The 12,730-nt window shown below is 64.4% G+C and carries 11 protein-coding genes; 6 read left to right on the top strand and 5 right to left on the bottom strand.

Going from position 1 to position 12,730, the window contains the following annotated elements:
- Nucleotides 1-3 precede the first annotated feature (3 nt).
- Nucleotides 4-2,070: a hypothetical protein gene (locus ACR65N_RS10050; protein ID WP_440457315.1), complete on the top strand. Its 2,067-nt coding sequence runs from the start codon at nt 4-6 to the stop codon at nt 2,068-2,070.
- Nucleotides 2,067-2,486, top strand: a complete 420-nt coding sequence (locus ACR65N_RS10045) for a GNAT family N-acetyltransferase (protein WP_440456891.1) — start codon at nt 2,067-2,069, stop codon at nt 2,484-2,486. The genes ACR65N_RS10050 and ACR65N_RS10045 overlap by 4 nt, the downstream gene beginning before the upstream one ends.
- An 85-nt stretch (nt 2,487-2,571) precedes the next feature.
- Here the strand turns inward: ACR65N_RS10045 and ACR65N_RS10040 are convergent, their stop codons facing one another.
- A complete protein-coding gene (locus ACR65N_RS10040) occupies nt 2,572-3,885 on the bottom strand; it encodes an MFS transporter (RefSeq protein WP_440456890.1) in 1,314 nt (437 codons plus the stop codon).
- A gap of 133 nt (nt 3,886-4,018) precedes the next feature.
- The gene (locus ACR65N_RS10035; protein ID WP_430304200.1) at nt 4,019-4,558 is read right to left on the bottom strand and encodes a GNAT family N-acetyltransferase; all 540 of its coding nucleotides are present in this window, start codon (nt 4,556-4,558) and stop codon (nt 4,019-4,021) included.
- Between the two features lie 251 nt (nt 4,559-4,809).
- Between ACR65N_RS10035 and ACR65N_RS10030 the strand changes: the two genes are divergently transcribed.
- Nucleotides 4,810-5,805: a glutathione S-transferase family protein gene (locus tag ACR65N_RS10030; RefSeq protein ID WP_440457314.1), complete on the top strand. Its 996-nt coding sequence runs from the start codon at nt 4,810-4,812 to the stop codon at nt 5,803-5,805.
- Between the two features lie 26 nt (nt 5,806-5,831).
- Here the strand turns inward: ACR65N_RS10030 and ACR65N_RS10025 are convergent, their stop codons facing one another.
- Nucleotides 5,832-6,272 (bottom strand): NUDIX domain-containing protein, encoded by a 441-nt coding sequence (locus tag ACR65N_RS10025; protein WP_440456889.1) that lies wholly within the window; start codon nt 6,270-6,272, stop codon nt 5,832-5,834.
- A gap of 88 nt (nt 6,273-6,360) precedes the next feature.
- On the opposite strand from ACR65N_RS10025, the gene ACR65N_RS10020 reads away from it, so the two are divergent.
- The 3 genes from ACR65N_RS10020 to ACR65N_RS10010 all read left to right on the top strand — a co-directional run bounded on the left by ACR65N_RS10020 (nt 6,361) and on the right by ACR65N_RS10010 (nt 8,705).
- Complete coding sequence (locus tag ACR65N_RS10020; RefSeq protein ID WP_440457313.1) at nt 6,361-7,302, top strand: metallophosphoesterase family protein; 942 nt, start codon at nt 6,361-6,363, stop codon at nt 7,300-7,302.
- A 96-nt stretch (nt 7,303-7,398) separates the two neighbouring features.
- Complete coding sequence (locus tag ACR65N_RS10015) at nt 7,399-7,878, top strand: RNA polymerase sigma factor (RefSeq protein ID WP_440456888.1); 480 nt, start codon at nt 7,399-7,401, stop codon at nt 7,876-7,878.
- On the top strand, nt 7,878-8,705 hold the full coding sequence (locus ACR65N_RS10010; protein ID WP_440456887.1) for an anti-sigma factor family protein: 828 nt from the start codon (nt 7,878-7,880) through the stop codon (nt 8,703-8,705). The genes ACR65N_RS10015 and ACR65N_RS10010 overlap by 1 nt, the downstream gene beginning before the upstream one ends.
- Nucleotides 8,706-8,735: 30 nt before the next feature.
- Here the strand turns inward: ACR65N_RS10010 and ACR65N_RS10005 are convergent, their stop codons facing one another.
- Nucleotides 8,736-10,394, bottom strand: a complete 1,659-nt coding sequence (locus ACR65N_RS10005; RefSeq protein WP_440456886.1) for a methyl-accepting chemotaxis protein — start codon at nt 10,392-10,394, stop codon at nt 8,736-8,738.
- A gap of 294 nt (nt 10,395-10,688) precedes the next feature.
- The gene (gene leuA, locus ACR65N_RS10000) at nt 10,689-12,413 is read right to left on the bottom strand and encodes a 2-isopropylmalate synthase (protein ID WP_440456885.1); all 1,725 of its coding nucleotides are present in this window, start codon (nt 12,411-12,413) and stop codon (nt 10,689-10,691) included.
- Nucleotides 12,414-12,730: the final 317 nt, after the last annotated feature.

The raw sequence follows: 12,730 nt of genomic DNA, 5'->3' as shown, positions 1-12,730 counted from the left end.
ATGATGGACATCCAATTCGCGCCCTTCCTGCCCTGGCCGATCCTCGCCGGACTTGGCATGTTTTCCGCCATCCTCGTCATCGTCTCGCTGTGGCGCGGGCTGCGCGGGGCGACGCTGCGGGCGCTGGCGCTTGGTTTCCTGCTGCTGGCCCTGGCCAACCCGACGCTGATGCAGGAGGATCGCGAGCCGCTGTCGACCATCGTTCCCGTCGTCGTTGACCGTTCGCAGAGCCAGGACACGCCGCAGCGCGTGGCGCAGACTGACGCCGCGCTCAAGGCCCTCAACGACCGATTCTCCCGCTTCCCGCGCATCGAGACGCGCATCGTCGAGGTGCGTGACGACGAGAATTCCGACACGCCGTCGACCCGGCTGTTCTCCGCCCTCTCGGCCGCCACCGCCGATGTGCCTCCGGCGCGCGTCGGTGGCGCGGTCTTCCTCACCGACGGCCAGATCCACGATCTTCCGGGCGTCGACCAGGGCCCCGCCTTTGACGCGCCGATCCATGGCCTGATCACCGGCCGCGCCGACGAATTCGACCGCCGCGTCGAAGTCGTGCGCGCGCCCCGCTTCGGCATCGTCGGCGAGGATCAGGAAATGACGCTGCGGGTGTTCGACGACGGACGCCAGCAAGGCGGCGCGGCGCCGGTCACGGTGCGCATGAACGGCGAGGTCATCGCCACCCTGCAGGCGACGCCCGGCCAGCCGATCCCGTTCGGTTTCACCGTGCCGCGCGGCGGCAACAACGTCATGGAATTCTCCGTTGCCGAACTGCCGGGCGAGGTGACGACCGCCAACAATCGTGCCGTCCACGTGATCGACGGCATCCGCCAGAACCTGCGCGTGCTGCTGGTCTCGGGTGAGCCGCACGCCGGCGAGCGCGCCTGGCGCAACCTGTTGAAATCCGACGCCTCGGTCGATCTCGTCCACTTCACCATTCTGCGGCCGCCGGAAAAGCAGGACGGAACGCCGATCAACGAACTCTCGCTGATCGCCTTCCCGACCCGCGAGCTCTTCGTCGAGAAGATCAACGATTTCGACCTGATCATCTTCGACCGCTACCAGCACCGCGGCGTGCTGCCGATCCTCTATTACGACTACATCGCCCAGTACGTCGAAAATGGCGGAGCGCTGCTGATCGCGGCCGGTCCCGAACATGCCGGCGCTGACTCGATCGCCTCAACGCCGCTTGCCGCCGTCCTGCCTGCCGCGCCGACCGGCGACATGCATCAGGCCGGCTTCTTCCCGCGCCTGTCGGATCTCGGCAAGAAGCACCCGGTCACCCGCGGCCTCGACGGATCGGCCAGCGAACCGCCGTCATGGGGCCGCTGGTTCCGCACGGTCGACGTCGGCGTGCCGCAGGGCGAGACCGTCATGCAGGGCGACGGCGACCGTCCGCTGCTGGTGCTCGACCGCAAGGGCGAAGGTCGCGTGGCGATGCTGCTGTCCGACCAGGGCTGGCTCTGGGCGCGCGGCTTCGAGGGCGGCGGGCCGCATGTGTCCCTCTACCGGCGCATCGCCCACTGGCTGATGAAGGAGCCGGAACTGGAAGAGGAGGCGCTCACCGCACGCGCCATCGGCCGGACGCTGGAAGCGACGCGCCAGACGATCGGCGACGATCCCGGCCCGGCGACCATCCGCTACCCCTCCGGACGCACCGAGACCGTACCGTTCACCGCCGCCGGGCCGGGCCTCTACCGGATTGATCGGCGCATGGAGGAGACCGGCCTCTTCGAGGTGCGCAACGGCGAGTTCTCGACGCTCGTGCACATCGGCGCCGTCGATGCGCCGGAGTTCAAGGCGATGATCTCGACCACCGACACGCTTGCCCCCTACGCCCAGAAGACCAGGGGAATGGTGGCGCGTGTGGAGGATGGCGATGGGGTCAGCCTTCCCGACATCCTGCCGGTACGCGGCGAGGTGCGGGTCGTCGACCCCAACCGGATGGTGATCCGCATGACCGACGAGACGGTGCTGCGCGGCATCGATACGACACCGTTGTTTGCAGGCTTTGCCGGTCTGGCCGCCCTGCTGTTTGCCGTGTCGGCCATGTGGTGGCGCGAGGGACGATGAGTGATCTCCTGCATCTGGCGACGGAGCCTTCCGAGCCCGAGATGGCTGCAGTTCTGGCTGCCCTCTCCGCCTTCAACACCGATGACGTCGGGCCTTCGGGGCGCAAGCACCTCGCGGTTCTGATCCGCGATGAAGATGGAACGGTGACCGGCGGTCTGGTCGGCTACACCGCCTGGGGATGGCTGTTCACCCAGAACCTCGTCGTGCCGGAGGAGCATCGTGGCAAGGGGCTGGCAGGGAAGATGCTGGAACTGGCCGAGACGGAGGCACGATTGCGCGGCTGCCACGGCGCCTGGATCGACACCTTCAACCCGACGGCGCTGAAGGCCTATCGGCGGCACGGCTACGAAGTGTTCGGAGAGATCCCGAATTTCGTCGGCGACCGCACCCGCGCCTTCCTCAGGAAGACCCTCTGACAAAAAAACCTGCGCGCTCGATCGGCACGCAGGTTTGTCGGCGGGATCTCGCCCTGGCCAGGGAAGAGCTGGCGGCAGGTCAGGATCAGGCAAGCGATGCCTGGCGCGTCTCCGTCTTGATCAGCATGGCAGCGACGGCTGCCATCGCCAGCAATCCTGCAAAGATGCCGATCGTCAGGCCGAGCCCCTGGACGACGACATAGCCGACGAGCGACGGGGCCAGCAGCCCGCCGAGCCGTGCCATGGCGCCCGCCGCCCCCATTCCGGTGGCCCGCAGCGTCGTCGGAAACAGCTCCGGCGTATAGGCATAGAGAGCGCCCCAGGTGCCAAGCAGGGCAAAGCTCATCAGCAGCAGTGCTGCGCCGATCAGCATGGCGCTGGGGGCTGCAACGAACAGCAGGCAACCGAGCGCCGAGAGGATGCAGTAGCCGATCAGGGTCGGCCGGCGACCCCATTTCTCCACGCCGTAGGCAGCCAGCGCATAGCCGGGGATCTGCGCCAGCGCCACCAGCACCAGGAACCCGTAGCCGCGCACGAAGCCGAAACCTTCGCCCGCCAGCCGTGCCGGCATCCAGGTGAAGACGCCGTAGTAGGACACGGACACCAGAAACCAGATCGCCAGGATCATGATGCTGCGCTGGCGCAGGTCGCCGGAAAACAGGCCGCCCGCCTTGATCGGCGCCGGCGAGACGAGGCTCGTCTCTGGGGCAAGCGGTTCCCGGCCGTTGACCACGAGAATTTCGTCGATGATCGCCTTCGCCTCCGCGTTGCGGCCGGACCGCATCAGGTAGAGCGGCGATTCCGGCACGAGGAAGCGCAGGCCGATGCCCGCGATCGCCGGGATGGCGGTGACCGCGAAGATATAGCGCCAGGCATCGGCGACGCCGGCAAGGCTTGCCGCCCAGGCGGCGAGCGCAACGATCAGCGTGCCGATGGCCCAGAAGCCCTCGAGCAGCACCAGCCATCGGCCGCGGTTTCGGGCCGGAAGGAATTCCGCCATCATCGCGTAATCGACCGGCAACGTACCGCCGACAGCCGCGCCGGTGAGGAAACGCAGGATGAGCAGGATGGTGAAATCGGGCGCGAAGATCGACAGCGTGCCGAACACGGCGTCGCAGGCCACCGTGACGATGAGCACGCGCCGACGGCCTATCCGGTCGGCGAGCCGGCCGAAGCCGAGCGCCCCGAGCAGCATGCCGAGGAAGAAGGCCGTGCCCGTCTGCAGCGCCTGCGGAACCGTCAGGCCGAAACTCGCGGCAATCGACGCGGCGGTGAAGCCGACGGCCAGAACCTGCATCGCATCGGCGGTCCAGACGAGCCCGAAGATCCCCATCAGCCGCTTCTGGTAACGTCCGGCGCCGGCGTGATCGAGCGCCTCGTCCATCGTCATCGCTGCCATCAACCTGTCCCTCGTTCCCCTTATCGTGCAACCGCCATGGCCGCGCGACGAGACAGGACTTATCCGGATTGCCGGGCTTGCGCCAGCCAGCCTGTGCGGCAGACCTGGAAGGATGCGAACGTGATCGGGCGCGCTACTCGGCGGCGTCGGCGATCATGGCTGAGGATGGCTCCCATGCCTGCCAGGCGATGACGCCCTTCAGCCGTGCATGGACATCATCGCCCATCGGCACCACCAGCACGCGGCCCGGATCCACCGGCCCAGGAAACGCCAGTGCCTGGTAGGCCACCTTCTCGAAGCCGAGCGGCATGTAGTAGGGCGGATCGCCGACCAGGATGACAGCCTCGGAGCCCTTGCGACGGGCAGCCTCGATGGCGATGCGCACCAGTTCGCGGCCGATACCGCGGTTCTTGTGCGACGGCCTGACCGCGAGCGGACCGAGCAGATGGCCATCGACGCCACCGGCCCTGACGGCCGTCATGCGCACGGACGCAATGGTTTCGCCATCGTCGGCGCAGACGAAGGACAGCGAGCGGTCGTGCGGACCCTGCTCGCGGATACGAGCCGCGGCCTTCGCGAAGCGGCCCGGACCGAAAGCTTCGGCATTGATGAGTTCGATGATGGCGTCGTGCGACGCGTCCTCGGTGAGGTAGACGAGATCGTGCTTGGGCATAGGATGCTGAAACCACTGGCAGACTGGACAAGGATCGGCGCGGCGCCGTCAGGCACCGTTCAAGTTTCGATCAGCGTCGTCGCAGGTTCCGGGCGTCAGTCATGTCGTGCATATCCTCGATTGGAAAGCGAAATAGCAGCAAATTTTTTTGTCGTCTATCGAAAACACATCGTCTTCGCCGGGCGGGCTCGAATTTGCCGCCCGCTGCTGCCACATGAGGATGAGAAGAGTTGGCACGGAAAGGAAGCATCATGGGCATGCTGGTGGAAGGCGTCTGGAAAGACGTCTGGTACGACACGAAATCGACGGGCGGCCACTTCAAGCGCTCGCAGTCTGTCTTCCGCAACTGGGTGACGGCCGATGGCAGCGCCGGCCCGACCGGCAAGCCCGGCTTCAAGGCGGAAAGCGGCCGCTACCACCTCTACGTCTCGCTTGCCTGTCCCTGGGCGCACCGGACGCTGATCTTCCGCAAGCTGAAGAAGCTCGACGATCTGATCTCGGTCTCGGTCGTCCATCCGCTGATGCTGGAGAATGGCTGGGAATTCCGGCCGCAGGACGATGCGGATGCGACGGCCGACGATCTCTTCGGCAGCGCCGCCCTCTGGCAGGTCTACACAAGGGCTGACGCGGCTTACAGTGGCCGGGTCACCGTGCCGGTCCTCTGGGACAAGCAGCAGAACACCATCGTGTCCAACGAGTCGGCCGACATCATCCGCATGTTCAATTCCGCCTTCGACGGGCTGACCGTATCAAAGGAAGACTTTGCCCCGGGTGATCTTCTGGCGGAGATCGACAGCATCAACGCGCTCGTCTACGACACCGTCAACAACGGTGTCTACAAGGCCGGTTTTGCCACCAGCCAGGAGGCCTACGAGGAAGCTGTCACGGCTCTTTTCCAGACGCTGGATCAGCTGGATGCGCGGCTCGCCAAAGACCGTTATCTCGTCGGCAACCGCCTGACCGAGGCCGACTGGCGGCTGTTCACCACCCTCGTCCGCTTCGATCCGGTCTATGTCGGTCACTTCAAGTGCAACCTGCGTCGCATTGCCGATTACCCGAACCTGTCGGCCTACCTGCGCGACCTCTACCAGCAGCCGGGCATCCGCGAGACGGTCAACCTGCGCCACATCAAGGCGCACTACTACCGCAGCCACAAGAACATCAATCCGACCGGCATCGTACCAGCCGGACCGGTTCTCGACCTCGACGCGCCACACGGACGCGAGGCGCTCGGACCGGCTGATTAGGGTCCATCCGGTAGCCGCCGTGGCGCCTACCAGGTATCCGAGGGCGGCATTGAGCCGTCAAGTTCCCGCAGGCGGCGCAGTGTCGCCTGCGTCACGTCCGCGGGCAGTGCGTCGAGGGCAAAGAACCCGCTTTCGGCGATCTCGCGGTCCGGGCGACGCGGTGCCGTCTGGCGCACCTTGAGCCGGTAGAAGGCAACGTGATCGCGATTGCTCGCCTTCCGGTTCTGGTAGATCCGAAGGAGCTCCGGCGTGCCGATGATCTCCAGATTGCCTTCCTCGCGCAGTTCCTTGACCAGTGCGCCGGCCACCGTCTCGCCGCGCTCCACGCCGCCGCCCGGCATGTACCAGCCGGGCACATAGGTGTGGCGCACGAGAAAGATGCGGCCCGTTTCGTCGAAGCAGGCGGCCCGTACGCCAAGCGTCATGCCGCGTGTCAGGGCAAACAGCTTATGCAACAAAAACACCATCGACCGCGTTCGCCACCCACTGACCTCGGGAACGCCCTCCCCGGCTCCCGGCTTGTCCCCTCCCACGCTAGGCTCTATGTCTCGCTTCATGTTCACGTTTGCGCATATCTCCGACATTCATCTGGGTCCTCTGCCGCGCCTGACAGTGCGTGAACTGGCTTCAAAGCGGATTACCGGCTTTATCAACTGGCACCGTAACAGGCGTAAGCATCTGCTTGTCAACACGCTCGATCTTCTGTTGAGCGACATGCGCCTGCGCGTGCCCGATCACCTGATGATCACTGGCGACCTGGTCAACCTGGCCACGTCGATCGAGATCAAGCTCGCCGGCGAATGGCTGCGCAGCGTCGGCGAGCCTGCCGAAACCACTGTTGTGCCCGGCAATCACGATGCCTATGTGCCCGGTGCTCACGACCGGTCGGTGCGCGAATGGTATCCCTTCATCGCCAGCGACGACGATCCTCAGGCCTGGGATGAGGAGCACATCTTCCCCACCTACCGCCAGCGCGGTCCGATCGCCATCATCGGCTGCTCGACCTCCAACGCGACGCTGCCGTTCTCGGCAGGCGGCTATTTCAGCGCCCGCCAGGCGCGCGAAACGGTGAACCTCCTGAAGCGCGCCGGAGAACAGGGCCTGTTCCGCGTCGTGCTGATCCATCACCCGCCGATCCGCGGCGCCGCGTCGTCGCACAAGCGGATGATCGGCATCCGCCGGTTTGCCGCCGCGATGTCGATGGGCGGCGCGGAACTCGTACTGCACGGCCACACGCATCTCAACACGCTCTACAGGCTGAAGACGCATCACGGAGAAGTGCCGGTCCTCGGCATTGCATCCGCGTCGCAGGGGCCTGGTGGCCACAAGCCTCCGGCCGCCTACAACCTGTTCTCGCTCTCTGGGGAACCCGGCGCTTGGAACCTCGCCTGCGATCGATTCGGGCTGACGCCTGAAGCCGATGCGATCGCGCACGAGGAGCGCCGGGTTCTTTACGGCGATCCGCCTCCGCTCCAGGCAGTGCCACCGCTTTTATAGGAATCGTAAACCAGTTTGGCGAAAGCCCTGGCTGTTTTAATGTGCTGCCATATCTCCTCTGACGTACCCGAATGTGAAACGAGCCGGTCGCATCCCATGGACGCCAACCACCGCATCGATATCAGACGAGACCTCGTAGCCCTGTTGCCGAAGATCCGGCGCTTTGCGCTGACGCTTCTGCGCGATCCAGCAAGGGTCGATGCGATTGTCATCCAGGCCTGTGAGCAGGCGATCCAGAAGTCGCACATGTGGAAGGGCGATACGCGGCTCGAAGTGCGGCTGTTTGCTGCCGTGCGCAGCCTCGTGCGCGCGGAGCCGGTCAAGCGCCGTCCGTCCGAGACCTTGCGTGTCACGGCCCAACGCTACACGGGGCAAGTCGGCAATGGTCGGGCGCTGATCGATCTCCTGTCGGAGGAATGCGCTTCCGTCTTCCTGCTCTGCGCCGTCGAAAAGTTGAGCTACCGCGAGGCTGCCGCCGTCATGGGCGGCACCCCGGATGCGATCGCCACGACCATGGTCGCCGCCCGCTGCGAGCTTGCCCAACTCGCGGTTGAAACGACGGAGCGCCGCGCCTGATGATCGACAACCGCAAGCAGCTCGAGGCTCAGCTTTCCGCCATGCTCGACGGTGAACTGTCGGATGCCGACCGGGCAGCCGTCGAAGCGCTCATCCAGGCGGATGCCCAGGCCCGGGCCCAGGCGGAAATGCTGAAAAGCGTCGACGATTTCGGCCGCCTGCATTTTGCCGACCTCCTGAAGGAGCCCGTCTCGCTCGACCTCGTGCGTTCGATCAAGACTGCGTCCGAACCGCGGCGCGCCGTGAGGCTGCCGAAGGCCGGCCCCAGCCGACCGCGGATCAAGCCGACGCTGAACGTGGTGATCGCATCTTCGCTGCTGATGTTCGCGCTCGGCGCCGGCGCCGGCTACATGTTCGCCTCCCGCCCGCAGATGACCACCTATGCAGATCTCGCCGGCGACCCGAACAAGGCCTGGCTCGATGACGTTGTCTCGAACTACCGTCTGTTCTCCCGCCAGTCGCGCCATCTCGTCGAAGTCCCGGCAGCCGAATCGGCGCACATTGTCGACTGGCTGATGGCAACCACGGGCGTCTCCTTCCGGATCCCCGATCTCAGAAGCGAAGACCTGGAATTCGTCGGCGCCAGGCTCTATTCCGCCGGTGGCCGCCCGGTCGGCCAGCTCGTCTACCGCAACCGTGATGCCGAAGTCATCGCCATCTCCTTCGCCAAGAGCCTGACGCCCTCCGATGCGGATATGCAGGAAGTCATCCGCGACGATATCGGCCTCGTCGTCTGGCACGGACAGCAGGCAAGCTACGTGCTGACCGGCCCTTCGTCCGATGCCTATCTGGACGGCCTGGCCGGCAAAATCGCCGGCATCATCTGACGTCCTGGGCAGCTTTCGGCGCGAACATCCTCAAGCAACCGTTCGAAGCCAGGTCGTCGGGACGACCGCTCCCCGTGCCGGTGCCTCGCCTGATACCCGGAACTTCTCGATCAGGCCGTAGAGGTTCTCCGCCTCCAAGGCCAGGGTCTGTGCCGCGGCATTCGCCTCTTCCACAGTCACGGCATTCTTCTGCGTCCCCTGGTCGAGCATGCCGATGGCGGTGTTGATCTCGTTGATGCCGAGCGACTGTTCGCGCGCCGCGGTCGAAATCGCCTGGACGTTCATGTCCACCTGCTTCACCTGATCGACGATCTCGCGCAGCACCTCGCCCGTGCTGTTGACCAGCGACACCCCATGCTTGACCGAGGCCGCCGAGGTAAAGATCAGCGCCTTGATGTCCTTTGCAGCACTTGCCGAGCGCTGGGCGAGCTCGCGGACCTCCTGGGCGACGACGGCAAAGCCCTTGCCCGCCTCGCCGGCACGCGCCGCCTCGACCCCCGCATTCAACGCCAGGAGGTTGGTCTGGAAGGCGATCTCGTCGATGACGCTGATGATGTTCTCGATTTCCTTCGACGATCCGGCGATCTTCTCCATGGCCGCGGTGGCATCCTCAACGATCTTGCCGGAGGCTTCGGCGGAGGCCCGCGTGCCGGCCACCAGCTGCATGGCATCGCTGGCGCGGGCGCTGGAATCGCGGACGGTGGTGGTGATTTCCTCGAGCGCCGCCGCAGTCTCCTCGACCGACGCCGCGTGCTTCTCGGCACTCTTGGCGATGTCGTCGGAAATCGTGTTGATGACGCGCGCATTGCAGGCAAGTACGCCTGCCGACTGCTTGATCGACCCGACGGTCTGCTCCAGTGACCTCGCGGCCAGGTTGAAGTCGGACCGTACCTTTTCGAGTGCCGGATCGATGTCGCCGGCGATGTCGACGGTCAGATCGCCCGCCGCGAGACTGCCGATGGCCTTGCCGATCGTCTCGACCGCCGCCATGCGGGCGGTGATGTTGGTCGCCACCTTGATGACCTTGTAGACCTTGCCTTCGGCATTGAAGACAGGCGTATAGGCGGCCTGGATCCACACCTTGCCGCCGCCCTTGCCGATGCGCACGAAGTCGTCGGCAATGAATTCGCCGCCGCGCAGACGCTCCCAAAAGCGATGGTAGTCGTCGCTTGCGACATAGGCGGGGTCGCAGAACAGGCGGTGATGCCGGCCGACAATTTCCTCGAGCCGGTAGCCCATTGCCGACAGGAAATTCTGGTTTGCCTTGACGACGGTGCCGTCGGTCTCGAACTCGATGATCGCCTGCGACTGGTCGATCGCACGCAAACGATTGATATCGTTCAGCGCTTCGAGCTTCGAGGACGTGATGTCGCTGGCGATCTTCAACACCCGGACGACGCGATCGCCGCGGAACACAGGATTGTAGGATGCCTGGATCCAGACGTCCTTGCCGCTTTTGGTCTGGCGGCAGAACTGGCCGTTCTTGAAGTTTCCGGCGGCAAGATCGCTCCAGAACCTCGCATAATCGGGCGCTGTCGAGACCTGCTCCGCGCAGAAGATCCGGTGATGCCTGCCGACGATCTCGTCGAGTTCATAGCCGAGAGTGCTGCAGAAATTGTCGTTGGCGTCGATGACCGTGCCATCCGGCTTGAACCAGATCATCGCCTGCGATCGCGAAAGGGCCGCCATGTCTTCCGACAGGCGACGGGAACTGAATAACCGACGGAACGACATGATCAGGCCCTCTCGCGAACTGCAGCAGCGCAATACAACCGCCACGAGATTTACCGTTATCTAAAATTAGACTAAAACTTTTCCACCACAAGAAATTGGAGTTGCGGCCCCGATCCTGTTGTCTCGCAGCTGGCTACCATCTGGAGGTTCGAGATCCAGATGGCAGTAGACGCTCTGAGTGCGGTAGCCGGGGAGCGGACGGGACCGAGGTCCGCCGACGCTCCCCTTGCAGGCGTTTTCTGTTTCGGCTCAGCGGGCCTCCAGCACCCGGTTTGCGGCCGAGACGATCGCCTCCAGCGAAGCGGTGACGATGTTCTGGTTGACCCCGGCGCCGAACAGTTTTCCTCCGGCGTGCTCCATCTCCACATAGGCGATGGCCGAGGCATTCGAGCCGTGCTGGAGCGAATGCTCGGAATAGTCGGCGACGGAGAGGTCGATGCCGAGGTAGCTGGACAGCGCGTTGACGAAACCGTCGATCGGACCTGTACCCTTGCCCTCGATCCGCTTCACTTCACCTTTGTCACTGATTTCGGCGGCGACGATGCGGATCCCCTTCTGGTCGAGGCCAGCCGGATAGGTGTGGTGGTCAATAAACTTCAGCCGTGCATCCGGCTGCTCCACATAACGCTGCATGAAGCTCTCATGGATGCGCTTGGCCGGAAGCTCCTTGCCCTCCTCATCGGTGATCCGCTGGATCTCCTCGCGGAACTCAACTTGGAGGTTGCGCGGCAGGTTGATGCCGTAATCCTGGCTCAAAATGTAGGCGATGCCGCCCTTGCCGGACTGCGAATTGATGCGGATGATCGCCTCGTAGGTCCGGCCGACATCCTGCGGATCGATCGGCAGGTAGGGCACTTCCCATACCGGCGAGTTGGCGGTCTTGATCGCCTTCATGCCCTTGTTGATGGCATCCTGGTGCGAACCGGAGAAGGCGGTATAGACGAGTTCGCCGACGTAAGGGTGGCGCTCGGGAATGACCATCTCGTTGGAGTACTCGTAGACCGCCTTGATCCGCTCGATATCGGTGCAGTCCAGCTCGGGATCGATGCCTTGCGTGAACATGTTGAGCGCCAAGGTCACGACGTCGACATTGCCGGTGCGCTCGCCATTGCCGAACAGCGTGCCCTCGACGCGATCGGCACCCGCCATCAAACCCAGTTCGGTGGCGGCGATCCCGGTGCCCCGGTCGTTGTGAGGATGCAGCGAGACGATGATGTTTTCGCGGTTGTCGAGGTTGCGGCACATCCACTCGATCTGGTCGGCATAGATGTTGGGTGTTGCCATTTCGACCGTCGACGGCAGGTTGAGGATCAGCTTGTTGTCGGCCGTCGGTTTGATTTCGGCGATCACCGCGTTGCAGATGTCCAGCGCCACCTCCAGCTCGGTGCCGGTAAAGCTTTCCGGCGAATATTCGAAGCGGTAGCCACCGCCGGCCTTTTCGGCCATGTCGATGATCATCTTGGCCGCATCCACGGCGATCTGCCTGATGCCCGGCACGTCCTTGGCAAACACCACCCGGCGCTGCAGTTCGGACGTTGAATTGTAGAAGTGGATGATCGGCTTGTGGGCGCCTTCCAGCGCCTCGAACGTGCGGGTGATCAGTTCCGGCCGGCACTGCACCAGCACCTGCAGCGACACGTCTTCCGGCACGCCGCCCTCTTCCACGCACCAGCGGGCAAAGTCGAAGTCAGTCTGCGAGGCGGACGGGAAGCCGATCTCGATTTCCTTGAAGCCCATGTCGAGCAGCAGCTTGAACATGCGCGCCTTGCGGTCATGGCCCATCGGGTTGATCAGCGACTGGTTGCCGTCGCGCAGGTCGACCGAGCACCAGATCGGCGCCTTGTCGATCACCTTAGAGGGCCAGGTGCGGTCGGGGATCTGGATCTGCGGGTAGGCGCGGTACTTGCGGGATGCGTCTGGCATGCCCTTCGGGCCGGTGGCGGTCTGCGATGCTGCAGATGTCTTCGCGTCCATGTCTTCGTCTCCTTCGCGTCCAGCGCCGGCGCTTGTAGCCTGAGGCTGTTAAAGCTGCGCGTGCGCGGATCAAGGCCTCATCCGAGGCTTTCGGTCACATTGTGGGATTTTTGTGCGAGGAGCTCTAGCCGGCGGGCTGTGTCGGCCGCCGGGCGCTCCTCAACGGACCCGGCAACCGCGGATAAGGCCGAGGAGAAGAAGCGAGTTCAGGGCGAACGAAGACGCGCGGTCAGCCATGTGGCCCGCGGCGTATGAAGCAGAAATGATCTCGCCCGAAATCTTCATGGTGAAAGTGATAACCTGCGTCGGCTCGTCGT

The organism is Rhizobium sp. SAFR-030 (assembly GCF_059415005.1).
Note: the sequence above shows the minus strand (reverse complement) of the source record. Positions and strands in the feature narration are given on the sequence as shown.

Excerpts from the sequence above, each read along its gene's own strand:
- ACR65N_RS10050 (WP_440457315.1), top strand. The coding sequence starts at position 4 with ATGGACATCCAATTCGCGCCCTTCCTGCCCTGGCCGATCCTCGCCGGA.
- ACR65N_RS10045 (WP_440456891.1), top strand. The coding sequence starts at position 2,067 with ATGAGTGATCTCCTGCATCTGGCGACGGAGCCTTCCGAGCCCGAGATG.
- ACR65N_RS10040 (WP_440456890.1), bottom strand. The coding sequence starts at position 3,885 with ATGGCAGCGATGACGATGGACGAGGCGCTCGATCACGCCGGCGCCGGA.
- ACR65N_RS10035 (WP_430304200.1), bottom strand. The coding sequence starts at position 4,558 with ATGCCCAAGCACGATCTCGTCTACCTCACCGAGGACGCGTCGCACGAC.
- ACR65N_RS10030 (WP_440457314.1), top strand. The coding sequence starts at position 4,810 with ATGGGCATGCTGGTGGAAGGCGTCTGGAAAGACGTCTGGTACGACACG.
- ACR65N_RS10025 (WP_440456889.1), bottom strand. The coding sequence starts at position 6,272 with ATGGTGTTTTTGTTGCATAAGCTGTTTGCCCTGACACGCGGCATGACG.
- ACR65N_RS10020 (WP_440457313.1), top strand. The coding sequence starts at position 6,361 with ATGTTCACGTTTGCGCATATCTCCGACATTCATCTGGGTCCTCTGCCG.
- ACR65N_RS10015 (WP_440456888.1), top strand. The coding sequence starts at position 7,399 with ATGGACGCCAACCACCGCATCGATATCAGACGAGACCTCGTAGCCCTG.
- ACR65N_RS10010 (WP_440456887.1), top strand. The coding sequence starts at position 7,878 with ATGATCGACAACCGCAAGCAGCTCGAGGCTCAGCTTTCCGCCATGCTC.
- ACR65N_RS10005 (WP_440456886.1), bottom strand. The coding sequence starts at position 10,394 with ATGGCGGCCCTTTCGCGATCGCAGGCGATGATCTGGTTCAAGCCGGAT.
- leuA (WP_440456885.1), bottom strand. The coding sequence starts at position 12,413 with ATGGACGCGAAGACATCTGCAGCATCGCAGACCGCCACCGGCCCGAAG.